Source organism: Burkholderia sp. SRS-25 (assembly GCF_004343765.1).
Taxonomy (GTDB): Bacteria; Pseudomonadota; Gammaproteobacteria; order Burkholderiales; family Burkholderiaceae; genus Burkholderia; species Burkholderia contaminans.
The window spans coordinates 26,139-46,943 of record NZ_PTXM01000022.1 but is presented as its reverse complement, the minus strand read 5'-3'; the positions used below and the strand labels follow the sequence as shown (position 1 = coordinate 46,943).

The 20,805-nt window shown below is 61.9% G+C and carries 31 protein-coding genes; 2 read left to right on the top strand and 29 right to left on the bottom strand.

The genetic code is table 11. From position 1 onward, the window contains the following. Positions 1-150: 150 nt before the first annotated feature. The 3 genes from ccsB to C5O79_RS28720 form a co-directional block, all read right to left on the bottom strand. On the bottom strand, positions 151-1,341 hold the full coding sequence (ccsB, locus tag C5O79_RS28730; protein WP_122473501.1) for a c-type cytochrome biogenesis protein CcsB: 1,191 nt from the start codon (positions 1,339-1,341) through the stop codon (positions 151-153). Between the two features lie 4 nt (positions 1,342-1,345). Beyond that, positions 1,346-3,562 carry a cytochrome c biogenesis protein ResB gene (locus C5O79_RS28725; protein ID WP_122473500.1) on the bottom strand — a complete coding sequence of 739 codons (2,217 nt, stop codon included), beginning with the start codon at positions 3,560-3,562 and terminating at the stop codon, positions 1,346-1,348. Positions 3,563-3,766: 204 nt separating this feature from the next. After that, a complete protein-coding gene (locus C5O79_RS28720) occupies positions 3,767-4,420 on the bottom strand; it encodes a c-type cytochrome (RefSeq protein ID WP_011350684.1) in 654 nt (217 codons plus the stop codon). A 214-nt stretch (positions 4,421-4,634) separates the two neighbouring features. Between C5O79_RS28720 and yihA the strand changes: the two genes are divergently transcribed. Both yihA and hemB read left to right on the top strand, forming a co-directional pair. Next, entirely contained in the window at positions 4,635-5,294 is a 660-nt protein-coding gene (gene yihA / locus C5O79_RS28715; protein WP_039366777.1) for a ribosome biogenesis GTP-binding protein YihA/YsxC, read from the top strand. 252 nt (positions 5,295-5,546) lie between these two features. Continuing rightward, positions 5,547-6,545, top strand: a complete 999-nt coding sequence (gene hemB / locus C5O79_RS28710; RefSeq protein ID WP_122473499.1) for a porphobilinogen synthase — start codon at positions 5,547-5,549, stop codon at positions 6,543-6,545. Between the two features lie 154 nt (positions 6,546-6,699). On the opposite strand, the gene dsbD is transcribed toward hemB, so the two are convergent. From dsbD to rpsS, 26 genes are all read right to left on the bottom strand, one after another. Then, a complete protein-coding gene (dsbD, locus tag C5O79_RS28705; RefSeq protein ID WP_122473498.1) occupies positions 6,700-8,562 on the bottom strand; it encodes a protein-disulfide reductase DsbD in 1,863 nt (620 codons plus the stop codon). Further along, positions 8,555-8,881 (bottom strand): divalent-cation tolerance protein CutA, encoded by a 327-nt coding sequence (gene cutA, locus C5O79_RS28700; RefSeq protein WP_046544764.1) that lies wholly within the window; start codon positions 8,879-8,881, stop codon positions 8,555-8,557. The genes dsbD and cutA overlap by 8 nt, the downstream gene beginning before the upstream one ends. Before the next feature lie 202 nt (positions 8,882-9,083). Continuing rightward, positions 9,084-9,479, bottom strand: a complete 396-nt coding sequence (gene rplQ / locus C5O79_RS28695) for a 50S ribosomal protein L17 (protein WP_006477175.1) — start codon at positions 9,477-9,479, stop codon at positions 9,084-9,086. Between the two features lie 137 nt (positions 9,480-9,616). Next, entirely contained in the window at positions 9,617-10,594 is a 978-nt protein-coding gene (gene rpoA, locus C5O79_RS28690) for a DNA-directed RNA polymerase subunit alpha (protein WP_006477176.1), read from the bottom strand. Between the two features lie 124 nt (positions 10,595-10,718). Continuing rightward, positions 10,719-11,342 carry a 30S ribosomal protein S4 gene (rpsD, locus tag C5O79_RS28685; RefSeq protein ID WP_021161733.1) on the bottom strand — a complete coding sequence of 208 codons (624 nt, stop codon included), beginning with the start codon at positions 11,340-11,342 and terminating at the stop codon, positions 10,719-10,721. A 154-nt stretch (positions 11,343-11,496) separates the two neighbouring features. Beyond that, positions 11,497-11,898 (bottom strand): 30S ribosomal protein S11, encoded by a 402-nt coding sequence (gene rpsK, locus C5O79_RS28680; RefSeq protein WP_004197937.1) that lies wholly within the window; start codon positions 11,896-11,898, stop codon positions 11,497-11,499. Between the two features lie 28 nt (positions 11,899-11,926). Then, the gene (rpsM, locus tag C5O79_RS28675) at positions 11,927-12,292 is read right to left on the bottom strand and encodes a 30S ribosomal protein S13 (protein WP_006477178.1); all 366 of its coding nucleotides are present in this window, start codon (positions 12,290-12,292) and stop codon (positions 11,927-11,929) included. A 38-nt stretch (positions 12,293-12,330) separates the two neighbouring features. Continuing rightward, positions 12,331-12,447 (bottom strand): 50S ribosomal protein L36, encoded by a 117-nt coding sequence (rpmJ, locus tag C5O79_RS28670; protein WP_004199844.1) that lies wholly within the window; start codon positions 12,445-12,447, stop codon positions 12,331-12,333. A 20-nt stretch (positions 12,448-12,467) separates the two neighbouring features. Beyond that, a complete protein-coding gene (gene infA / locus C5O79_RS28665; RefSeq protein ID WP_004521905.1) occupies positions 12,468-12,686 on the bottom strand; it encodes a translation initiation factor IF-1 in 219 nt (72 codons plus the stop codon). Between the two features lie 7 nt (positions 12,687-12,693). Beyond that, positions 12,694-14,043 carry a preprotein translocase subunit SecY gene (secY, locus tag C5O79_RS28660; RefSeq protein ID WP_006482915.1) on the bottom strand — a complete coding sequence of 450 codons (1,350 nt, stop codon included), beginning with the start codon at positions 14,041-14,043 and terminating at the stop codon, positions 12,694-12,696. A 42-nt stretch (positions 14,044-14,085) separates the two neighbouring features. Beyond that, complete coding sequence (rplO, locus tag C5O79_RS28655; RefSeq protein ID WP_006477180.1) at positions 14,086-14,520, bottom strand: 50S ribosomal protein L15; 435 nt, start codon at positions 14,518-14,520, stop codon at positions 14,086-14,088. A gap of 26 nt (positions 14,521-14,546) precedes the next feature. After that, on the bottom strand, positions 14,547-14,729 hold the full coding sequence (gene rpmD / locus C5O79_RS28650) for a 50S ribosomal protein L30 (protein ID WP_006400644.1): 183 nt from the start codon (positions 14,727-14,729) through the stop codon (positions 14,547-14,549). A 15-nt stretch (positions 14,730-14,744) separates the two neighbouring features. Then, positions 14,745-15,263, bottom strand: coding sequence for a 30S ribosomal protein S5 (gene rpsE, locus C5O79_RS28645; protein WP_006482895.1), 519 nt, complete (start codon positions 15,261-15,263; stop codon positions 14,745-14,747). A 14-nt stretch (positions 15,264-15,277) separates the two neighbouring features. Further along, positions 15,278-15,643 (bottom strand): 50S ribosomal protein L18, encoded by a 366-nt coding sequence (rplR, locus tag C5O79_RS28640; protein ID WP_006477183.1) that lies wholly within the window; start codon positions 15,641-15,643, stop codon positions 15,278-15,280. A 12-nt stretch (positions 15,644-15,655) separates the two neighbouring features. Continuing rightward, positions 15,656-16,186 carry a 50S ribosomal protein L6 gene (gene rplF / locus C5O79_RS28635; RefSeq protein ID WP_006758786.1) on the bottom strand — a complete coding sequence of 177 codons (531 nt, stop codon included), beginning with the start codon at positions 16,184-16,186 and terminating at the stop codon, positions 15,656-15,658. Positions 16,187-16,204: 18 nt separating this feature from the next. Then, positions 16,205-16,600: a 30S ribosomal protein S8 gene (gene rpsH, locus C5O79_RS28630; RefSeq protein WP_011350677.1), complete on the bottom strand. Its 396-nt coding sequence runs from the start codon at positions 16,598-16,600 to the stop codon at positions 16,205-16,207. 14 nt (positions 16,601-16,614) lie between these two features. Continuing rightward, positions 16,615-16,920 (bottom strand): 30S ribosomal protein S14, encoded by a 306-nt coding sequence (rpsN, locus tag C5O79_RS28625; RefSeq protein ID WP_011350676.1) that lies wholly within the window; start codon positions 16,918-16,920, stop codon positions 16,615-16,617. A 7-nt stretch (positions 16,921-16,927) separates the two neighbouring features. After that, positions 16,928-17,467, bottom strand: a complete 540-nt coding sequence (gene rplE, locus C5O79_RS28620) for a 50S ribosomal protein L5 (RefSeq protein WP_006477186.1) — start codon at positions 17,465-17,467, stop codon at positions 16,928-16,930. 16 nt (positions 17,468-17,483) lie between these two features. After that, positions 17,484-17,792: a 50S ribosomal protein L24 gene (rplX, locus tag C5O79_RS28615; RefSeq protein WP_006477187.1), complete on the bottom strand. Its 309-nt coding sequence runs from the start codon at positions 17,790-17,792 to the stop codon at positions 17,484-17,486. Between the two features lie 9 nt (positions 17,793-17,801). Next, positions 17,802-18,170 carry a 50S ribosomal protein L14 gene (gene rplN / locus C5O79_RS28610; protein WP_006482918.1) on the bottom strand — a complete coding sequence of 123 codons (369 nt, stop codon included), beginning with the start codon at positions 18,168-18,170 and terminating at the stop codon, positions 17,802-17,804. Positions 18,171-18,479: 309 nt separating this feature from the next. Then, the gene (rpsQ, locus tag C5O79_RS28605) at positions 18,480-18,752 is read right to left on the bottom strand and encodes a 30S ribosomal protein S17 (protein WP_006477189.1); all 273 of its coding nucleotides are present in this window, start codon (positions 18,750-18,752) and stop codon (positions 18,480-18,482) included. Continuing rightward, positions 18,749-18,943 (bottom strand): 50S ribosomal protein L29, encoded by a 195-nt coding sequence (rpmC, locus tag C5O79_RS28600; protein ID WP_006400652.1) that lies wholly within the window; start codon positions 18,941-18,943, stop codon positions 18,749-18,751. Before rpmC ends, rpsQ begins: the two co-directional genes overlap by 4 nt. Before the next feature lie 9 nt (positions 18,944-18,952). Continuing rightward, positions 18,953-19,369 (bottom strand): 50S ribosomal protein L16, encoded by a 417-nt coding sequence (rplP, locus tag C5O79_RS28595; protein ID WP_006482873.1) that lies wholly within the window; start codon positions 19,367-19,369, stop codon positions 18,953-18,955. Positions 19,370-19,371: 2 nt separating this feature from the next. Next, the gene (gene rpsC / locus C5O79_RS28590) at positions 19,372-20,172 is read right to left on the bottom strand and encodes a 30S ribosomal protein S3 (RefSeq protein ID WP_006482899.1); all 801 of its coding nucleotides are present in this window, start codon (positions 20,170-20,172) and stop codon (positions 19,372-19,374) included. A gap of 11 nt (positions 20,173-20,183) precedes the next feature. Beyond that, positions 20,184-20,513, bottom strand: coding sequence for a 50S ribosomal protein L22 (rplV, locus tag C5O79_RS28585; RefSeq protein WP_004199272.1), 330 nt, complete (start codon positions 20,511-20,513; stop codon positions 20,184-20,186). Between the two features lie 12 nt (positions 20,514-20,525). Next, positions 20,526-20,801: a 30S ribosomal protein S19 gene (gene rpsS, locus C5O79_RS28580; protein WP_004199273.1), complete on the bottom strand. Its 276-nt coding sequence runs from the start codon at positions 20,799-20,801 to the stop codon at positions 20,526-20,528. Positions 20,802-20,805 lie beyond the last annotated feature (4 nt).

Sequence of the window (20,805 nt, the reverse complement as noted above, 5' to 3'; positions counted from 1 at the left end):
TCCTCCTGCCTGCGCCGCGCGCAGTTTCATGAGCGTTCGACCCGACCCGTCCCGCGCCGTTCGACGCCCGGGCCGCCCGCCCGTTACAAAAGAAAACCGCCGGGCACGCAATGCACCGGCGGTTTCATAGTCGGACGAACAGCGGAAATCTTACAGCTTGCCGTAGCTGTGCAGCCCGGACAGGAACATGTTGACGCCGAGGAACGCGAAGGTCGTCACGAGCAGGCCCGTGAGCGCCCACCATGCAGCCACCGTGCCGCGTAGGCCCTTCATGAGACGCATGTGCAGCCACGCCGCGTAGTTCAACCACACGATCAGCGCCCAGGTTTCCTTCGGGTCCCAGCTCCAGTAGCCGCCCCATGCTTCGGCGGCCCACAGCGCGCCGAGGATCGTCGCGATCGTGAAGAACGCGAAACCGACCGCGATCGACTTGTACATCACGTCGTCGAGCACTTCGAGCGTCGGCAGGCGATCCGCGAGCACGCCGCGCTCCTTCATCAGGTACGCAACCGACACCATCGCCGACAGCGCGAAGCTGCCGTAGCCGATGAAGTTCGCCGGCACGTGGATCTTCATCCACCAGCTTTGCAGCGCCGGTACGAGCGGCTGGATCTGCTGCGCGTCGCGCGCGACCGAGTACCACATCAGGAAGCCGACGGCCGCGCTGATCACCAGCAGCACGAACGCGCCGAGCGCGCGCGTGCCGTAGTGGCCTTCGTAATACAGATAGAGCAGCGCGGTGATCAGGCTGAACAGGACGAACACTTCATAGAGGTTCGACACGGGGATATGCCCGACGTCCGCACCGATCAGGTAGGACTCGTACCAGCGCACCATCAAGCCGGTGAAGCCCATCAGCACGGCGACCCACGTGAGCTTCTGTCCGATCGCGGAACCCGACGCCGAGCGCGCAAGCAAACCGATCCAGTAGAAGATCGTCGCGAGCACGAACAGCGCGCTCATCCACAGGATCGCGGATTGGCTCGACAGGAAGTACTTGAGGAAGAACGCCGAATCGGCGCGCGCGAGATCGCCCTGGTAGATCTGGATCGACAGCAGCGCCAGCACGGCGATCGATGCCATCATCAGCCGCGCTGGCTTCCAGCGCCAGCCGAGCGCGATGAGCGCCGGCACGGTGCCGATCATCACGGCCTTGTCGTAGTAATCCATGTGCGCGTTGTAGTGCACGAGCGCATAGCCCGCGCCCACCACGAGCGCCAGTGCGAACAGCCAGTCGAACAGCGACAGGCGCGCGAGGAACGGACGGTCGTCGAACAGCGGCCCCGAAACCGGAGCCTGGGCCGACGCCCGATGGGAAGAGGAAACTTGCGTGAGATCCATGATGTTACCGTGTGGAATTCTCGGAATCGGAACCGGCGCCGGCAGGCGCACGGGCCGTCGATGCCGCACCGGCCGGCGCGGCGTCGCGAGGTGCGGCGTGCAAGGCGGCACCGGCCGCGTCGCGCGTCTGCACGAATTCTTTCTCGAAATCGAAGGTCTTGCGGGCCGTGGACATCGCCATCACCACATCGACGCCCGAACCGGCGTCCTTCAACCAGAACCAGAGGCGCCGCTCGCGCACGTAGAACATCGAGAAGATGCCGGCGACCAGCAGCAGGCTGCCAAGATACACCAGATTCTTGCCGGGTGCGCGCGTCAACTGAAATACCGAAGCTTGCACCTGCTTGAATGAGTCAAGCTGCAAATAGACCGGCGATCCATACAGAAAGCTGTCGGATAGCGCATTGATCGCGTTCTGCACGAAGCGGATCGTGTCGGTGCCCTGCTGCGCCGCCGGCTCGCCCGCTCGCTCGCGCGCGATCTGCCACACCTCCCACATCGAGCCCTCGAGCATCCGCAGCAGCAGGCTCGCGGCCTTCTCCTGCTCAGCCTTCGGCACCGAGCGGTCGATGAACGTCGCCACGGCCTGGAAGCCGCCGATCGGCTGGCCGTCGGCGCCACGGCCGACGCTGTCGTCGCCCGCCGCAAAAAGGGTCAGCACCTTCAGCGCGCTGTCCTGCAGGCGGCTGCGCAGCGATGCGTCCATGCCCGGCAGCGAACGCTGCGCGAAGCGCGCAGCGGCCTCGGCGCGCGCGGACGGATCCTCGAGCGCGGCACGCAGGTGCATCCATTCGCCGATCGAATCCTGGCTGTCGGCCGGAATCCGCATGTAGCGGAACGGGTCGTTCGGGCTCGCACGCACGCCGGCGAGGAACACGCGCTCGCCGTTCATGTCGACGGGCAGCATGTAATTGTTGAATTCGCGCGCCTGGCCGTCCTTGCCGCGGATCTTGTACTGCACGGACGGGCCGATGTTGTGGAGCTGCGTCGGCTTCGACGTCTTCGCGCCGGAGCCGAGGCGTTCGTCGAACGCTTCCTTCAGCGAGCTCGTCGTCGCGACCCCGCGCACGTCCGGCTTGCCGTTCGCGTCGGCCATGTTCTCGACGTTGATCGCACGGAAATCGGAGAACTCGATCGTGTCGCCGTCATTGCCCGGCATCTGCAGCGGCGCCGAACTGCCGATCGTCCCCTTCACGGGGAAGGTCTTCGCGTTGCCGCCCGTCATCGGATAGGCCGTCATCTGCATCTGCGAGCCGCCGTCCTGGAAGCTCGACTGGTAGATCGACACGCCCTTGTACGTGAACGGCTTGTTGACCTCGACACGCGCCGGGATCTTCTGGCCGGTCTCGCGATCGATCACGACGATGTCGCTCGCGAACAGCTTCGGCATGCCCGTCGTGTAGTAGTCGACGATGAACTTGTTGAGCTGGATCGAGAACGGCAGGTCCTGGATCAGCGAGCCGCTCGGCTGATTCAGGATCGCGGTCGACACGAACTGCCCCTCGGGCACCCACGCGTAGCCGCGGAACGTCGGGTTCGACGCGGACAGGCGATGGTCGGGCGAGATCTCGCTGATCGTCGCGCTCGTGTTGACCGGGCTCTTGCCGAACATCCACATCTGGAATTTGATCGGCAGGTTGCTGTCGAGCAGGCCACCGATACAGATCACGACGATCGCGAGGTGCGCGGAGATGTAGCCCCACTTGGTCATGGCACCACGCTTCGCGGAGATCAGCGTCGCGCCTTCGTTCTCACGCACGATGTGCTTGTAGCCGGCCTTGGTGACGAACGTGGCGAGCGTCGCCGTGACGGTCGCGCGCGTGCCGGACGTCGTGTATTCGGCCTTGTGGTGGAACGCCCGCAGGCTGCCTTCGCGAACCTTGTCCTTCCAGCTCTTCGCATCGGCGAGCATCTTCGGCGCGTTGCGGATCACGCACAGCGAGATCGATACGACGAGGAAGATCAAGATCAGCATGAACCACCACGCGCTGTACACGCTGTACAGGCCGAGCGAGCGGAAGATGTCCGCCCAGAACGGCCCGAACTGGTTCACATAGTTCGGATACGGATCGTCCTGGGTCAGGACCGTGCCGATGATGCTGGCAATCGACAGCACCACCAGCAGCGCAATCGCGAAGCGCATCGAGCTCAGCAACTCGACCGCACGCTTGGACGCACCCTGACCCGACTTCGACTGCAACCCCGACGTGGTAACGCTCATTCAAACTCCGACTCAGGGGAAACAGCCCCCAACGCTCACTTTGATTATTGCCCCCGAAGGGGCGGCCAACACGCTCGTGACAGCCGGCGCGCGCTGACAAAAAAGAAGGGCGAGGCAACCGCAACGATGCGGCGCCCCACCCTTTTCTTGTTCTGACTCCGGCCGCCCTTCGGGCGCCCGGTCATTCCATTCGCGGCTGACCGCTCAACGCAGGCCCGCGATGTAATCCGCGACGGCCTTGATCTCGTTGTCCGACAGCCGCGTTGCGATCTGATGCATCGCCTCGTTGTTGTTGCGCGCGCCGGCACCCTGCTGGAACGCGGTCAACTGCGCGACCGTGTAATCGGCCCACTGCCCCGACAGACGCGGGTACTGGACCGGAATCCCTTGTCCTGTCGGCCCGTGGCAGCTCGCGCAGGCGGGTACGCCCTTCTCCGCGATGCCGCCGCGATAGATCTTCTGGCCGATCGGCACGGTTGCCGCATCGCGTGCGGTGCCGAGCTTCGTCGTCTGCGACCCGTAGTACGCGGCGACGTTGCGCATGTCGTCCGCGCTCAGCGCGCTCGCGAATCCGACCATCACCGCGTTGGTACGCACCGGCCCCTTCGCGCCCGGCTGCGTCTTGAAGTCGTTCAACTGCTTGACCAGATATTCGGGATGCTGGCCGGCAAGCTTCGGGAAACTGCCCGACGCGCTATTGCCGTCGGCACCGTGACACGACGCGCAGACCTGCCCGGCAATTGCCTTGCCACGGTCGAGATCCGGCTTTGCCGCATCCGCCGCGTTTGCCTCCGCTACGAAACCTACGAACCCTGCTGCAACCTGAAGCACCATCAGAGACTTGCACAGTCGATTCATTCGCACACCCTGTTTCGTCTTGTGGGAATTTGAGGTTCTGCAAAAAACGACGGCGTTCAGTCTACCGCAGAAGCTACATAAAAGCGCGAGGCAGGCGCCCGGTAGCCTTCGGTAAAACCGCCGTATTGTACAATATCGTGTTGAAAGCTCCGGCGCCTATCGGGGCTACCCCGCCTCCACCAAGCGGCTCGCGCCGCCCGTCCTTCCGGTTCCCATGGCCTTTCTGCTCCATCAAGCCCGCTTCTACACGACCGTCAATCATCTGCGCGACCTGCCGCCGACGGTCCAGCCGGAAATCGCGTTCGCGGGCCGCTCGAATGCCGGCAAGTCGACGGCGATCAACGTGCTGTGCAACCAGAAGCGGCTCGCCTTCGCGTCGAAGACGCCCGGCCGCACGCAGCACATCAACTACTTCTCGGTCGGCCCGGCCGCCGAGCCCGTCGCGAATCTGGTCGACCTGCCCGGCTACGGCTACGCGGAAGTGCCCGGCGCCGCCAAGGCCCATTGGGAAATGCTGCTGTCGTCCTACCTCGCGACCCGCTCGCAGCTCTGCGGCCTGATCCTGATGATGGATTCGCGCCGTCCGCTGACCGATCTCGACCGCCGCATGATCGAGTGGTTCGTACCGACCGGCAAGCCGATCCACACGCTGCTGACGAAGTGCGACAAATTGACGCGGCAGGAAAGCATCAATGCGCTGCGGACCACGCAAAAGGGGCTCGATGCGTATCGTGACCAGGGTGTTCAGGGCAAGCTGACGGTTCAGCTGTTCTCGGCGATGAAGCGTATTGGCCTCGACGAGGCGCACGAATTGATCGAAAGCTGGGTGCGGCCGTCCGCCGCCGACGAAAAAAGCGAGCCTGTAGCACAATGATCGGGCAACGCGCGGCCGGGATCGGCGGCGCGCACCTGACGGCGCCTGCGGTTTCGGCCGGCTCATAAAAAAACCCGCCGTTGAACGGCGGGTCAAACAGCCTAATCGAAAAACGACAGGCACCCGCTCAGGGAGGAGAAGCGGGGAGTTGCACGCAGCGCGTGCCGCTCGATCGCTATCATATACCAACGCTCCCGAAAATGACCTAAGGGTTCCGTAAGGTCTTACTGCCCTCATTTCTACCCAATCGCCATGAGCTTCCACCCGCTTCATCGTCCGCGCCGGATGCGCCGCGACGACTTCTCCCGGCGCCTGATGCGCGAAAACCGCCTGACCACCGACGACCTGATCTATCCGGTATTCGTCGTCGAAGGCACCAACGAACGGCAGCCGGTGCCGTCGATGCCCGGCGTCGAACGGGTGTCGGTCGATCTGTTGATGCACGTCGCCGAGCAGTGCGTCGAACTGGGCGTGCCCGTGCTGTCGCTGTTCCCGGCCATCGAGCCGTCGGTGAAAACACCTGACGGCCGCGAGGCGGCCAATCCGGAAGGCCTGATCCCGCGCGCGGTGCGCGAGCTGAAGAAGCGCTTCCCCGAACTCGGCGTGCTGACCGACGTCGCACTCGATCCGTACACGAGCCACGGCCAGGACGGCGTGCTCGACGATAACGGCTACGTGATCAACGACGACACGATCGAGATCCTGATCGACCAGGCGCGCGCCCAGGCGGAAGCCGGCGTCGACATCGTCGCCCCGTCGGACATGATGGACGGCCGCATCGGTGCGATCCGCGAAATGCTGGAAAGCGACGGCCATATCCACACGCGGATCATGGCCTATTCGGCCAAGTTCGCATCGGCGTTCTACGGCCCGTTCCGCGACGCAGTCGGCTCGGCATCGAATCTGGGCAAAGGCAACAAGATGACCTACCAGATGGATCCCGCGAACAGCGACGAAGCGCTGCGCGAAGTGCGCCTGGACATCGACGAAGGCGCCGACATGGTGATGGTCAAGCCGGGCATGCCGTACCTCGACATCGTGCGCCGCGTGAAGGATGAGTTCCGCTTCCCGACCTACGTGTACCAGGTGAGCGGTGAATACGCGATGCTGAAGGCCGCCGCGATGAACGGCTGGCTCGACCACGACAAGGTCGTGCTCGAATCGCTGCTCGCGTTCAAGCGTGCGGGCGCCGACGGCGTGCTCACGTACTTCGCACTCGACGCCGCACGTCTGCTGAAAGCGCAACGCTAAGCGCCTGCCGGCTGGCGGAAAGAAAAACGGCGGGACACTTCGGCGTCCCGCCGTTTTTTGTTTGCCGTCGATCGCGGCCGCATGCCTTGTCGATCGTCAGCTCATCCCACGCAAGCGCGCCGGTTCGCCACCAGCGCGCTCGCAACCCGCATGGTCATACCGTCGGGACCGCAGCCCGGTCGAGGCTGCGCAGGAACGTCTCGGCCGCCTGATAGCCGACCACGCGCCCGATCTCGTTGCCGCTTCTATCGAAGAAGATGATGCCCGGCGGCCCGAACAGGTTGAAGCGTTTCAGCAGCGCCTGGTCGTCCGGGTTGTTCGCAGTGACATCCGCGCGCACGAGGTGAAGCCGCGCGAGCCGCGCCTGCACGCGCGCGTCGGTAAACGTCAGATGCTCCATCTCCTTGCAGCTCACGCACCAGTCGGCGTAGAAATCGAGCATCACGGGCTGGCCCGACGTCTTCAGCAGCGTGTCGAGTTCGCCACTCGAGCGCACCGATGCGAATGTGGGCCCATCCTGCGCGGCGGCGGCGCCTGCCGCCGCCGTGCCGCCCGACGCAACCGTGCGTGCCGCCAGCACCGCCAACGGCTTGACCGGATCGGTCGATCCCGCGGCCAGGCCGACGAGCAGCGTGGCCGCCCAGATCGCGAGCGCAGCGCCCACGCCACGGCCGAGGCGACGCCAGATCGACGTGGCGCCGGCATTCGGCGTGAACAGCCCGAGCGCCGCGGCCGCGATCAGCAACCACAACGCGGCGAGCACCATCTTCAGGCCACCGGCAAGCACCGGCCACACGATCCACAGCGCTGCTGCGAGCAGCACGATGCCGAAGAACACCTTCACGCCGTCCATCCATGCGCCGGCGCGCGGCAGTACCGTCCCGGCACCGACGCCGACGATCAGCAGCGGCACGCCCAGCCCCAGCCCCATCGCGAACAGCGCGGCACCGCCGAGCAGCGCATTGCCCGTGTGCGCGATGAAGGCGAGCACCGCAAACAGCGGCGCCGTCATGCATGCGCCGACGACCAGTGCGGACAGCGCGCCCATCGCCGCGACCGCGGCGAAATGGCCGCCCTGGCGCGCGCTCGATGCCCCGGCCGCACCGTTCTGCCAGCGCGCTGGCAGCGCGATGTCCTTGCCCGAGATCAGCGAGACGGCAAACGCGGTCAGCAGCACGCCGAAAGCGCCGAGCACCCACGGGTTCTGCAGCCACGCGCCGAGGCTCTGGCCGACCAGTGCCGCGGCGATGCCGAGCACCGTGTACACGAGCGCCATGCCGACCACATAGGTCAGCGACAGCGCGAAGCCGCGCGCATGCGTCGCGCGTGTGCCCTGGCCGATGATGATCGCCGACACGATCGGAATCATCGGATACGAACACGGCAGGAGGCTCAGCACGACGCCCGCGACGAAATACAGCGCGACGATCGTGAAGAAGCCACGTCCTTCGAGCAGCGACTGCGCGAAATCGGCGCTCGTGACCTTGTCGAACCAGCTTCCCGCGGCCGCCGCATCGCCGGACGACGGCGACGGTGACGACGAAGCGGCGCCCAGCGCGGCGCCGTCGACCTTCACGACGTGCTCGGCCGGCGGATAGCAGATGCCCTCGTCCGCGCACCCCTGCGACGTCACCGCGAGCTCGAACGGGCCGGCCGCCTGCTTGACGGGCACGTGCACGACGACTTCGTCACGGTAGGTCTCGACGTTCTTCTGGAACGTCTGGTCGAACTTCACGTGGCCGGGCGGGAATTGCGGATCGCCCAGCGTCGCCTGCCCGCTCTTCACCGCGAACGCGAACCGCTCGCGGTACAGGTAATAGCCATTGGCGACCTTGAAGCGGACATCCACCTGTCCCGGCGATTCGCTCGCACTGAACTTGAACGCCACCGACGGATCGAGGAAATCGTCGGCCGCACGCGCGACCGACAGGCCGCCCAGCACGAGCATGAACGACAACAGGACTGCGAGGAATCGCAGCGCGCGCACGCGCACGGGAAGCGCCATACCGTTAAACATGAAATAGACGTTGAGTTTCGCTGGTCACCCACTGGCCGTACGCGGCCGATGCCGTCGTCTGCCACGAGACGATTTCGGGCGTCTCGTAAGGATGATGCGCGAGAATAAATCGCTCCAGTTCGAGCGCCCGCACGGGGCTCGTCTTGAACAGCAACTGGATCTCGTCGGCCGTTTCGACCTTGCCCTGCCAGTGATAGCGCGACTTGATCGCACCGAGCTCCGACACGCACGCGGCGAGCCGCGCATCGAGCGCACCGTCTGAAAGTGTCTTGGCGATCTCGGCATCGGGCACCGTCGTCAACATCAGCACCACTATCATCCGCGCCCTCCTGGCTGGTCTATCGGCTCCTGCCGACGCGGATTGCCCTTCTGGAGCGCGCGCCGGCTGCCCCGTATCGTAGCGCAGCGCGCGCAACGCTGCCGACACCGCCCTGCGACAATCGATCGCAGCCGGCGCCGGAAAAACAAAAAGGGCCAAGCAATTGCTCGGCCCCTTTCAGATACTGCTGCGTACCGGAAGCTTACTCAGCTTCTTGCACGTTTTCCGTTTCGTCGACTTCCGGACGATCGAGCAGCTCGACCAGTGCCATCGGTGCGTTGTCGCCCACGCGGAAGCCGAACTTCAGCACGCGCAGGTAGCCGCCCGGACGGTTCGCGAAACGCGGACCGAGCACGTCGAACAGCTTCGCCACCGAATCACGATCGCGCAGGCGGTTGAACGCCAGGCGACGGTTTGCCAGCGACGGCTTCTTGCCGAGCGTGATCAGCGGCTCGACGACTTTACGGAGTTCCTTCGCCTTCGGCAGCGTCGTCTTGATGACTTCGTGCTCGATCAGCGAGTTGGACATGTTACGGAGCATAGCCAGACGGTGGCTGCTCGTGCGGTTCAGTTTCCGCAGACCATGACGATGGCGCATTTCAGTTTCCTTGATTCAAAGTTTTGATCCAGCTCTTCTATCGCACCCCGATGGGTGCACGGGCCGGTAACGAAAAAAGCAAGATGCGGATTTTAAAGGAAAATCCGCATCTTTGCCAACTACAGTAACAGCCAGGCTTACTTGTCGAGACCAGCCGGCGGCCAGTTTTCGAGCTTCATGCCCAGCGTGAGACCGCGCGAAGCGAGCACTTCCTTGATCTCGTTGAGCGACTTGCGACCGAGGTTCGGCGTCTTCAGCAGCTCGTTTTCCGTGCGCTGGATCAGGTCGCCGATGTAGTAGATGTTCTCGGCCTTCAGGCAGTTCGCCGAACGAACCGTCAGCTCGAGATCGTCCACCGGACGCAGCAGGATCGGATCGATCTGCGGTGCACGCGACGGCGCTTCGGCTGCCGTTTCCGTGCCTTCCAGCGCCGCGAACACGGACAGCTGGTCGACCAGGATGCGGGCCGATTGACGGATCGCTTCTTCCGGCGTGATCACACCGCTCGTCTCGATGTTCATCACGAGCTTGTCGAGGTCGGTACGCTGCTCGACACGTGCGCTTTCGACGGCGTAGCTCACGCGGCGAACCGGCGAGAACGATGCGTCGAGGACGATGCGGCCGATGATCTTGGCCGTGTCTTCGCCGTAGCGACGAACGTTGCCGGGCACATAGCCGCGACCCTTTTCGATCTTGATCTGAACGTCGAGCTTGCCACCCTTCGACAGGTGCGCAATCACGTGATTCGGGTTGATGACTTCGCAGTCGTGAGCCAGCTCGATATCGCCGGCCGTGACAACGCCTTCACCTTCCTTGCGCAGCGTAACCGTCACTTCGTCACGGTTATGCAGCTTGAACACCACGCCCTTCAGGTTCAGCAGCAGGTTGACGACGTCTTCCTGCACGCCATCCAGCGTCGAGTACTCGTGCACCACGCCCGCGATCGTCACTTCGGTCGGCGCGTAGCCAACCATCGACGACAGCAGCACGCGGCGAAGCGCATTGCCCAAGGTGTGGCCGTAACCGCGTTCGAACGGTTCCATGACCACCCTCGCGTGGTTCTCGCCCAGCGATTCCACGGCGATGATCTTGGGTTTCAGCAAACTGGTTTGCATGGGCTTTCCTTTTCAATACCCTCGGCTCGTTACACCGATAAGGCTGACCGGTAACAACCAGAAAATAAACAGCCGAGGCCCCTCCTTGCGCAACGCAATCGGGGTGCCTCGGCCGTCAATCGGATTAACGCGAATACAATTCGACGATCAGGCTTTCGTTGATGTCGCCTGCGATTTCAGCGCGCTCCGGCATTTGCTTGAACGTGCCTTCGAACTTCTTCGCATCGACTGCAACCCAGCTCGGCATGCCGCCTTGCTCGGCCAGCGACAGCGCTTCGACGATACGCGCCTGCTTCTTCGCCTTTTCGCGGATCGCGACGATGTCACCTGCCTTCACTTGCTGCGACGGGACGTTCGCGACGACGCCGTTCACGGTGATCGACTTGTGGCTCACCAGCTGACGCGCTTCAGCGCGGGTCGAGCCGAAGCCCATGCGATACACGACGTTGTCGAGACGCGACTCGAGCAGTTGCAGCAGGTTTTCACCCGTGTTGCCCTTGCGACGGTCGGCTTCAGCGAAGTAGCGGCGGAACTGACGCTCCAGAACGCCGTAGATACGCTTGACCTTCTGCTTTTCGCGCAGCTGCGTACCGTAGTCGGACGTACGTGCGCCCGAGGTACGGCCGTGCTGACCCGGCTTGCTGTCGAGCTTGCACTTGTCGGCGAGCGAGCGGCGCGCGCTCTTCAGGAACAGGTCGGTGCCTTCACGGCGGGACAGCTTGGCCTTCGGGCCGATATAACGTGCCACTTTGCATTCCTCTATCAATCAGTCACGCAGATCGGAATCCGCGCTAGTTCGCGCCCTTTGGGGCGAACGGTGGGCTTAGTCAATCAAAAAAGCAACGCCCGTCGACGCTGAGCGGCGACAGGCAATGTGCTAGCACGAACGTGCCAGCACACCTTTAGATACGACGACGCTTCGGCGGACGGCAGCCGTTGTGCGGAATCGGGGTGACGTCCGAAATCGCGGTGATCTTGATGCCGAGGCCGTGCAGTGCGCGCACTGCCGACTCACGACCCGGGCCCGGGCCCTTGATCCGCACTTCCAGATTCTTCACGCCGTATTCCATCGCGACGCGGCCAGCCGACTCGGCTGCGACCTGGGCAGCGAACGGCGTCGATTTGCGCGAGCCCTTGAAGCCCTGACCGCCCGACGTCGCCCATGCCAGTGCGTTGCCTTGGCGATCGGTGATCGTGATGATCGTGTTGTTGAACGACGCGTGAACGTGAACCACGCCTTCAGCGACGTTCTTCTTAACCTTCTTGCGAACGCGTTGCGCCGCGGTGTTCGAAGCCTTAGCCATTACGTTTTCCTGTAACTGTCAGTTCCGCTTACTTCTTCAGCGCTTGCGCTGCACGACGCGGACCCTTGCGAGTACGTGCGTTCGTACGCGTACGCTGACCGCGCATCGGCAGGCCCTTGCGATGACGAACACCACGGTAGCAACCGAGGTCCATCAGGCGCTTGATGTTCATCGTCACTTCACGGCGCAGATCGCCTTCGACGACAAACTTGCCCACTTCTTCACGCAGCTTTTCCAAGTCTGCGTCGGTCAAATCCTTGACCTTCTTCGAAAAATCGACGCCAGCTGCCACGCAGATGCTGCGCGAACGGGTGCGGCCGACACCAAAGATTGCCGTCAGGCCGATCTCGGTGTGCTGGTGATTCGGGATGTTAACCCCTGCGATACGAGCCATTGTTTTTCCTCAAACAAAAAGCGCAAACAAACGCGCGGTCAGCCTTGGCGCTGCTTGTGGCGCGGATCCGAGCTGCAGATCACGCGAACGACGCCTTTGCGCTTGATGATCTTGCAATTGCGGCAAATGCGCTTAACCGATGCCATCACTTTCATGATAATACCCTTTTTTCAAATCACTTCGCCCGGAACACGATCCGCGCACGAGACAGATCGTAAGGCGTCAATTCAACCGTCACCTTGTCGCCCGGCAGGATGCGGATGTAGTGCATCCGCATCTTTCCGGAAATATGCCCCAACACGACATGGCCGTTTTCCAGCTTCACGCGGAAGGTCGCATTCGGGAGGTTTTCAATCACCTCACCCTGCATCTGGATTACATCGTCTTTGGCCATAGTCCTTTCAACGCATCGGGATGTTGCCGCCCTTGAAGTTTGCCTTCTTGAGCAGTGACTCATACTGTTGCGACATAACGTACGACTGCACCTGCGCCATAAAGTCCATCGTGACGACGACAATGATCAGCAGCGACGTTCCACCAAAATAAAACGGCACGTTCCAGCGCAGCACCAGAAACTCCGGCAGCAGACACACGAAGACGATGTAGATCGCACCGGCCAGCGTCAGACGCGTGAGGATGCGGTCGATATATCGTGCGGTCTGGTCGCCCGGACGAATGCCCGGAACAAACGCGCCGCTCTTCTTCAGGTTGTCTGCGGTTTCCCTGCTGTTGAACACCAGTGCGGTGTAGAAGAAGCAGAAAAACACGATCGCCAGCGTGTACAGCAGCACATAGACCGGCTGGCCCGGCTTCAGCGCTTCCGCAACGTTATGCAACGTATTGGAAATCCAGCTTCCCGTCGGCTGACCGGTACTGAACCAGCCGAGAATCGTTGCCGGGAACAGAATGATCGACGATGCGAAGATCGGCGGAATCACACCCGACATGTTCAGCTTCAGCGGCAGATGCGACGACTGCCCACCGTAGATCTTGTTGCCGACCTGGCGCTTCGCGTAGTTCACGAGGATCTTGCGCTGACCGCGTTCGATGAACACGACCAGGTAAGTCACCGCGGCAATCAGGACGACGATGATGATCGCCGAAATGATGCTCATCGAACCCGTACGCACCAGCTCGAACAACCCACCCACGGCATTCGGGAACCCTGCTGCGATCCCGCCGAAGATGATGATCGAGATACCGTTGCCCAGACCACGCTCGGTAATCTGCTCGCCGAGCCACATCAGGAACATCGTGCCCGTAACCAGCGTCACGACCGTCGTCAGACGGAACAGCATGCCGGGATCGGTGACGAGGCCCGGCTGGTTTTCCAGCGCAGCCGCGATACCGAACGCCTGGAAGGTCGCGAGCACCACGGTGAAATACCGCGTGTACTGCGTGATCTTCCGTTGCCCTGCCTGCCCTTCCTTCTTCAGCGCCTCGAGCTGCGGCGAGACGATCGCCAGCAACTGCATGATGATCGACGCCGAGATGTACGGCATGATCCCCAGCGCAAAGATCGTGAAGCGGGAAAGCGCGCCACCCGAGAACATGTTGAACATGCCCAGGATGCCGCCCGCCTGGCTCTGGAACAGCTTAGCCAGTTGATCCGGATCGATGCCCGGCACGGGAATGTGCGCGCCGATGCGATAGACGATCAGCGCCAGGAGCAAGAACATTGCTCGCCGGCGCAGATCGCCGAATTTCGCCGTGCTTCGACCGGGTTTTGCAAGACTCGGGCTGTTAGCCAAGTACCTTCTCCGATGAATGCAAGTGACGACGCGCTACGCGTGTCACTCGGCGAACGAACCGCCAGCCGCTTCGATCGCAGCGCGCGCACCCTTGGTGGCACCGAGACCCTTCACGACGATCTTGCGCTTCAGTTCGCCCGTCGCGATGATCTTTGCGCTCTTCGTCAGCTCACCGACCAGGCCGGCTTGCTTCAGTGCGAGCAGATCGATCTCGTCGACCGGCAGCTTCTCGAGGTCGCTCAGGCGCACTTCACCGACGAATTCCTTCGTCAGCGACGTGAAACCGCGCTTCGGCAGACGACGTTGCAGAGGCATCTGACCGCCTTCGAAACCGACTTTGTGGAAGCCGCCCGAACGCGATTTCTGACCCTTGTGACCACGGCCAGCCGTCTTGCCGAGGCCCGAACCGATGCCGCGGCCGACGCGACGCTTGGCGTGCTTGGCGCCAGCTGCCGGCTTCAGGTTATTCAATTCCATATCAACTCCTTGATCCGTAGGGCCGCTTACGCGATGACCTTAACGAGGTACGAGACCTTGTTGATCATGCCGCGGACCGCCGGCGTGTCCTGAAGCTCGCTGACCGAGTTGAGTCGGCGCAGGCCCAGGCCACGCACGGTCGCGCGGTGCGATTCGCGGGTCCCGATCAGGCTCTTAACGAGCTGAACCTTGACAGTTTTTTCAGACATGGTGACCACCCGGGCTTAGCCCAAAATTTCTTCGACGGACTTGCCGCGCTTCGCCGCGATGTCTGCCGGGGTGGACTGCTTGCGCAGACCGTCCAGCGTGGCGCGAACGAGGTTGTACGGGTTCGTCGAACCGTGGCTCTTCGCCACGACGTTCTGAACGCCCATCACGTCGAACACTGCGCGCATCGGGCCGCCGGCGATCACGCCCGTACCTGCCTTCGCCGGAGCGAGGAGGACAGCGGATGCGCCATGCTTGCCGTGCACTTCGTGTTGCAGCGTGCCGTTCTTGAGCGGCACCTTGAACATGTTGCGGCGAGCTTGTTCCATTGCCTTCTGGACAGCGACCGGCACTTCCTTCGCCTTGCCCTTGCCCATACCGATGCGGCCATCACCGTCGCCAACCACGGTCAGTGCGGCGAAGCCGAGAATACGGCCACCCTTCACGACCTTGGTCACGCGATTGACCGAAATCATCTTTTCGCGAAGGCCGTCGTCGCGCTCGTCAGCCTGAACTTTCGCTTGCATCTTTGCCATGACGAATTCCTTCCTTAGAACTTGAGCCCAGCTTCGCGAGCTGCCTCAGCCAGCGCCTTGACGCGGCCGTGGTAGCGGAAGCCCGAGCGGTCGAAGGCGACGGATTCGATGCCGGCAGCCTTTGCCTTTTCGGCAATACGCTTGCCGATCAGCGTCGCAGCATTGACGTTGCCGCCCTTGCCCGACTTGTCGGCCAGTTCTGCGCGCACTTCAGCTTCGAGCGTCGACGCGCTGGCGAGCACCTTGGTGCCGCAGGGCGAGAACACTTGAGCGTAGATGTGCGTGTTCGTGCGATGCACGGCGAGACGCGCGACCTGCAGCTCAGCGATCTTGATACGCGTCTGGCGAGCGCGGCGCAGGCGAGATTGAGTCTTATCCATGATTGCGCACCCTTACTTCTTCTTCGTTTCTTTGAGGATCACAACCTCGTCGGAATAGCGCACGCCCTTGCCCTTGTAGGGCTCCGGCGGACGGTAACCGCGGACTTCCGCAGCCACTTGACCGACTTGTTGCTTGTTGATCCCCTTGATCACGATTTCGGTTTGCGTCGGGGTTTCTGCCTTGACGCCTTCCGGCATCTGGTGCACCACCGGGTGCGAGAAACCCAGCGACAGGTTCAGCTTGTCGCCTTGCGCTTGCGCACGATAACCGACGCCAACCAGCGTCAGCTTGCGCTCGAAACCCTTCGTCACGCCGTGCACGGCATTCGCGATAATCGCGCGCATCGTGCCCGACAGTGCATTTGCTTCGCGGCTTTCGTCCACCGGCGACAGGTTCAGCGTGCCGTCGTTGTTCGCCACGTTCACGAGCGGATTGATCGCTTGCGTGATGGTGCCCAGCGGGCCCTTGACGGTGATCGCACCGTCGGCCAGCTTGACTTCCGCGCCTTGCAGCGCGATCGGGCTCTTACCTACTCGAGACATGTTTCTCTCTCCTCGGCTTTAAGCGACGTAGCAGATGACTTCGCCGCCGACGCCGGTAGCGCGCGCCTTGCGGTCGGTCATCACGCCCTTCGGCGTCGACACGATGGCCACACCGAGGCCATTCATGACCTGCGGGATGTCGTTACGGCCGCGGTACACGCGCAGGCCAGGCTTCGACACGCGTTCGATGCGTTCGATAACCGGACGACCAGCGTAGTACTTCAGCGCGATATTCAGTTCGGACTTCGCACCTTCCGCCTTCACGGCGAAATCGTCGATATAGCCTTCGTCTTTCAGGACTTGCGCGATTGCAACCTTGACTTTCGACGAGGGCATCGACACCGATACCTTCTCGACCATCTGCCCGTTGCGGATGCGAGTCAGCATATCGGCGATAGGATCACTCATGCTCATTTACGTTTCTCCTATTACCAGCTCGCCTTGGTCAGGCCAGGAATCTCGCCACGGAATGCGATTTCACGAATCTTGTTACGCGCGAGGCCGAATTTACGGAACGTGCCACGCGGACGGCCCGTGATCGCGCAGCGGTTACGCTGGCGGGTCGGGTTTGCGTTGCGGGGCAGTTGCTGCAGCTCAAGGCGTGCTTCGTAGCGCTCTTCTTCCGACTTGCTTTGGTCTTCGACGATCGCCTTCAGCGCATCGCGCTTTGCTGCGAACTTCGCGACCAGGCGGGCGCGCTTCTTTTCACGTTCGATCAGTGCCAGTTTAGCCACGGTAACCTCAGTTTCTGAACGGGAACTTGAAGCTGGCGAGCAGAGCCTTTGCTTCGTCGTCGGTCTTCGCAGTCGTCGTGATGCTGATGTTCAGCCCACGCAGTGCGTCGATCTTGTCGTAGTCGATTTCGGGGAAAATGATCTGCTCTTTCACACCGATGTTGTAGTTGCCACGGCCATCGAAAGCACGACCCGACACACCGCGGAAGTCACGCACGCGGGGCAGGGCGACCGTCACGAAACGGTCGAGGAATTCGTACATTGCTTGGCCACGCAGCGTCACCATCGCGCCGATCGGGTAACCCTGGCGGATCTTGAAGCCTGCGATTGCCTTGCGCGCCTTCGTCACGACCGGCTTCTGACCAGCGATCTTCGTGAGGTCGCCAACGGCGTTCTCGATGATCTTCTTGTCAGCGATCGCTTCGCCAAGACCCATGTTCAGCGTGATCTTGGTGATGCGCGGCACTTCCATGACCGACTTGTAACCGAACTTCTCGATCAGGCCGGGCACAACCTTTTCTTTGTAAAACTCTTGAAAACGAGCCATTTTTTACTCCGCTGCGTCAGGCGCTCAGTACAGCACCGGTCGTCTTCAGGAAGCGAACCTTCTTGCCTTCCTCGACCTTGATGCCAACACGCGACGCCTTGCCATTCGCGTCGACCAGTGCGACGTTCGAAATATGCAGGGGCATCGTCTTCGCTTCCACGCCGCCAGTCGTACCCTTCATCGGGTTCGGCTTCACATGCTTCTTGACGAGGTTGATACCTTCAACCGTCACATGCTCTGCACCGACTGCCAGCACGACGCCGCGCTTGCCCTTGTCCTTGCCAGTGACGACGATGACTTCGTCACCTTTGCGAATCTTGTTCATCGCGACTCCTTACAGCACTTCCGGCGCCAGCGAAACGATCTTCATGAATCGTTCGCTACGCAGCTCACGCGTGACCGGCCCGAAGATACGGGTGCCGATCGGCTCGAGCTTGTTATTCAAAAGCACAGCGGCGTTGCCGTCGAACTTGATCAGCGAGCCGTCTTGACGGCGCACGCCCTTGGCGGTGCGAACCACCACGGCGTTGTAGATTTCGCCTTTCTTCACGCGCCCGCGCGGCGTTGCCTCTTTGACGCTCACCTTGATGATGTCGCCAATGCCGGCATAACGACGCTTCGAGCCGCCGAGCACCTTGATGCACAGGACTTCACGTGCACCCGTGTTGTCGGCTACTTCGAGCCGAGATTCGGTCTGGATCATGGTTTGTCTTTCCCAACTTAATCCGGATGCACCACCATGATGCATTCGGTCAGTCTTGGTCCCGTCAGCCAATCGGCTGCTTGGGTTGGAACAGCAGCGACGGCAAACGAAACCCGCCATCGCAATTCGGTGAATCTTTCGGACAGGCAGGCGCCAGTCCGCTTCCCCCACCAACTTCGCCCGCGACGGGGCTCCCATAAAGAGGGAAGACCAGGATTATAACAAATAATCCTGGTCACGCAAGCAAATACTTTGCGATTTCAAGCACTTCGCGGAGAAGTGCCTGTTACTGCCTACTGCGCTGCCCGCTTAGATGACGCGAGCTGCTTCGACGAGGCGCGACACCGTCCAGGCCTTCGTCTTCGAAACAGGACGCGTTTCCTGGATTTCGACGAGATCGCCTTCGTTGTAGGTGTTCGCTTCATCGTGCGCGTGGTACTTCTTCGAACGCACGACATACTTGCCGTAGATCGGGTGCTTGACGCGGTGCTCGATCAGCACGGTGACGGTCTTGTCCATCTTGTTGCTGACGACCCGACCGACCAGCGTCCGCTTCAGCGAGGTTTTCACGCTATCGTTCATTTCTGGTTCGCCTTCTGAGTCATGACGGTCCGCACACGTGCGATGTCGCGACGAACCTTCTTCAGCTGGCTCGTGTTGGTGAGCTGCTGGGTCGCGAGTTGCATGCGCAGGCCGAATTGCGCCTTCAGCAGGTCCGCCAGCTCCTTGTTGAGCGCGGCCTGGTCTTTCTGGAGAAGTTCGGAAGCCTTCATATTTTCTCCTTAGGCGCCGAGCTGGCGCACGATGAACGCCGTCTTCAGCGGCAGCTTGGCTGCAGCCAGACGGAACGCTTCGCGTGCCAGTTCTTCGGTTACGCCGTCCATTTCATAGAGCATCTTGCCCGGCTGAATCTCGGCGACGTAGTACTCCGGGTTACCCTTACCGTTACCCATACGCACTTCGGCCGGCTTCTGCGAAATCGGCTTGTCCGGGAAGATCCGGATCCAGATGCGGCCGCCACGCTTGATGTGACGCGTCATTGCACGACGCGCCGCTTCAATCTGGCGTGCGGTCAAACGACCGCGACCGATAGCCTTCAGGCCGAATTCACCGAACGACACTGCGTTGCCGCGCGTCGCCTTGCCGGTGTTACGACCCTTCTGCTCTTTACGATACTTTCTGCGTTTCGGTTGCAGCATCGTTATTCTCCAGTCTTGCCGTCTTCGGGCTTGCCGGCGCCACGGCGCGGTGCGCCACGACGAGCACCCGGAGCGCCGCCTTCGCCGTCACGGCGCGGACGACGGTCGCCCGGACGCGCATTGCGACGCGGACGCTTGTCTTCGGCTACTTCTTCCACCACCGGTGCGTCGTTGCGGCCGAGCGTATCGCCCTTGTAGACCCACACCTTGACGCCGATGATCCCGTAAGTCGTCTTCGCTTCCGAGGTCGCGTAGTCGATATCAGCACGCAGCGTGTGAAGCGGCACGCGACCTTCGCGATACCACTCCGTACGAGCGATTTCGATACCGTTCAGACGGCCTGCGCTCATGATCTTGATGCCTTGGGCACCCAGACGCATCGCGTTCTGCATCGCACGCTTCATCGCGCGACGGAACATGATCCGGCGCTCGAGCTGTTGCGTGATCGAGTCAGCGATCAGCTGAGCATCGGTTTCCGGCTTGCGGATTTCTTCGATGTTGACGTGAACCGGCACGCCCATGCGGCGTTGCAGTTCCGTCTTCAGCTGTTCGATATCCTCGCCCTTCTTGCCGATGACCACGCCCGGACGCGAGCTGTAAATCGTGATGCGCGCGTTCTTCGCCGGACGCTCGATGACCACCCGACCGACCGAAGCGTTCTTCAGCTTCTTCTTCAGGTATTCACGAACACCGATGTCTTCCTGCAGCATCGCCGCGAAATTGTTGTTGTTCGCGTACCAACGCGAAGCCCAATTGCGGCTGACAGCCAGGCGGAAGCCAGTCGGATGAATTTTCTGTCCCATCGTATGGCTCCTTAATTCCCGACCGTCACAGTGATGTGACAGGATTGCTTCTCGATGCGGTTACCGCGGCCCTTGGCGCGCGCGGTGAAACGCTTGAGCGATGCAGCCTTGTCGACGTAGATGCTCTTGATCTTGAGCTCGTCGATATCAGCGCCTTCGTTGTGCTCCGCATTCGCGATTGCCGACAGCACAACCTTCTTCACGATGCCAGCCGCCTTCTTCGGCGAGAACGTCAGAACGTTCAGCGCCTTGTCGACCGGCAAACCGCGGATCTGGTCAGCCACAAGGCGCGTTTTCTGCGCCGAGATGCGGGCACCGCGATGAATTGCTTTCACTTCCATCTTGATTGCCCCTTATTTCTTGGCCTTCTTGTCGGCTGCGTGACCCTTGAACGTACGGGTCAGTGCGAACTCGCCAAGCTTGTGGCCGACCATGTTTTCCGAGATGTACACCGGAACGTGTTGACGGCCGTTGTGAACAGCGATCGTCAGGCCGATGAAATCCGGCAGAATCGTCGAGCGACGCGACCAGGTCTTGATCGGCTTTTTGTCGCGCGAAGCTGCAGCCGCCTCAACTTTCTTCAGCAAATGGGCGTCGCAGAACGGACCTTTTTTAACAGAACGTGCCATTGCC

Excerpts from the sequence above, each read along its gene's own strand:
- rpsH (WP_011350677.1), bottom strand. The coding sequence starts at position 16,600 with ATGAGCATGAGTGATCCTATCGCCGATATGCTGACTCGCATCCGCAAC.
- rplE (WP_006477186.1), bottom strand. The coding sequence starts at position 17,467 with ATGGCTCGTTTTCAAGAGTTTTACAAAGAAAAGGTTGTGCCCGGCCTG.
- rpsM (WP_006477178.1), bottom strand. The coding sequence starts at position 12,292 with ATGGCTCGTATCGCAGGGGTTAACATCCCGAATCACCAGCACACCGAG.
- ccsB (WP_122473501.1), bottom strand. The coding sequence starts at position 1,341 with ATGGATCTCACGCAAGTTTCCTCTTCCCATCGGGCGTCGGCCCAGGCT.
- rpsS (WP_004199273.1), bottom strand. The coding sequence starts at position 20,801 with ATGGCACGTTCTGTTAAAAAAGGTCCGTTCTGCGACGCCCATTTGCTG.
- rpsK (WP_004197937.1), bottom strand. The coding sequence starts at position 11,898 with ATGGCTAAGGCTTCGAACACCGCGGCGCAACGCGTTCGCAAGAAGGTT.
- rplR (WP_006477183.1), bottom strand. The coding sequence starts at position 15,643 with ATGGATAAGACTCAATCTCGCCTGCGCCGCGCTCGCCAGACGCGTATC.
- rplX (WP_006477187.1), bottom strand. The coding sequence starts at position 17,792 with ATGAACAAGATTCGCAAAGGTGACGAAGTCATCGTCGTCACTGGCAAG.
- rplF (WP_006758786.1), bottom strand. The coding sequence starts at position 16,186 with ATGTCTCGAGTAGGTAAGAGCCCGATCGCGCTGCAAGGCGCGGAAGTC.
- C5O79_RS28720 (WP_011350684.1), bottom strand. The coding sequence starts at position 4,420 with ATGAATCGACTGTGCAAGTCTCTGATGGTGCTTCAGGTTGCAGCAGGG.
- rpsQ (WP_006477189.1), bottom strand. The coding sequence starts at position 18,752 with ATGAACGATAGCGTGAAAACCTCGCTGAAGCGGACGCTGGTCGGTCGG.
- infA (WP_004521905.1), bottom strand. The coding sequence starts at position 12,686 with ATGGCCAAAGACGATGTAATCCAGATGCAGGGTGAGGTGATTGAAAAC.
- yihA (WP_039366777.1), top strand. The coding sequence starts at position 4,635 with ATGGCCTTTCTGCTCCATCAAGCCCGCTTCTACACGACCGTCAATCAT.
- cutA (WP_046544764.1), bottom strand. The coding sequence starts at position 8,881 with ATGATAGTGGTGCTGATGTTGACGACGGTGCCCGATGCCGAGATCGCC.
- rpsE (WP_006482895.1), bottom strand. The coding sequence starts at position 15,263 with ATGGCAAAGATGCAAGCGAAAGTTCAGGCTGACGAGCGCGACGACGGC.
- C5O79_RS28725 (WP_122473500.1), bottom strand. The coding sequence starts at position 3,562 with ATGAGCGTTACCACGTCGGGGTTGCAGTCGAAGTCGGGTCAGGGTGCG.
- rpmC (WP_006400652.1), bottom strand. The coding sequence starts at position 18,943 with ATGAAGGCTTCCGAACTTCTCCAGAAAGACCAGGCCGCGCTCAACAAG.
- hemB (WP_122473499.1), top strand. The coding sequence starts at position 5,547 with ATGAGCTTCCACCCGCTTCATCGTCCGCGCCGGATGCGCCGCGACGAC.
- rplV (WP_004199272.1), bottom strand. The coding sequence starts at position 20,513 with ATGGAAGTGAAAGCAATTCATCGCGGTGCCCGCATCTCGGCGCAGAAA.
- rplN (WP_006482918.1), bottom strand. The coding sequence starts at position 18,170 with ATGATCCAGACCGAATCTCGGCTCGAAGTAGCCGACAACACGGGTGCA.
- rplQ (WP_006477175.1), bottom strand. The coding sequence starts at position 9,479 with ATGCGCCATCGTCATGGTCTGCGGAAACTGAACCGCACGAGCAGCCAC.
- rpsC (WP_006482899.1), bottom strand. The coding sequence starts at position 20,172 with ATGGGACAGAAAATTCATCCGACTGGCTTCCGCCTGGCTGTCAGCCGC.
- rplP (WP_006482873.1), bottom strand. The coding sequence starts at position 19,369 with ATGCTGCAACCGAAACGCAGAAAGTATCGTAAAGAGCAGAAGGGTCGT.
- dsbD (WP_122473498.1), bottom strand. The coding sequence starts at position 8,562 with ATGTTTAACGGTATGGCGCTTCCCGTGCGCGTGCGCGCGCTGCGATTC.
- rpmD (WP_006400644.1), bottom strand. The coding sequence starts at position 14,729 with ATGTCTGAAAAAACTGTCAAGGTTCAGCTCGTTAAGAGCCTGATCGGG.
- rpmJ (WP_004199844.1), bottom strand. The coding sequence starts at position 12,447 with ATGAAAGTGATGGCATCGGTTAAGCGCATTTGCCGCAATTGCAAGATC.
- rpoA (WP_006477176.1), bottom strand. The coding sequence starts at position 10,594 with ATGCAAACCAGTTTGCTGAAACCCAAGATCATCGCCGTGGAATCGCTG.
- rplO (WP_006477180.1), bottom strand. The coding sequence starts at position 14,520 with ATGGAATTGAATAACCTGAAGCCGGCAGCTGGCGCCAAGCACGCCAAG.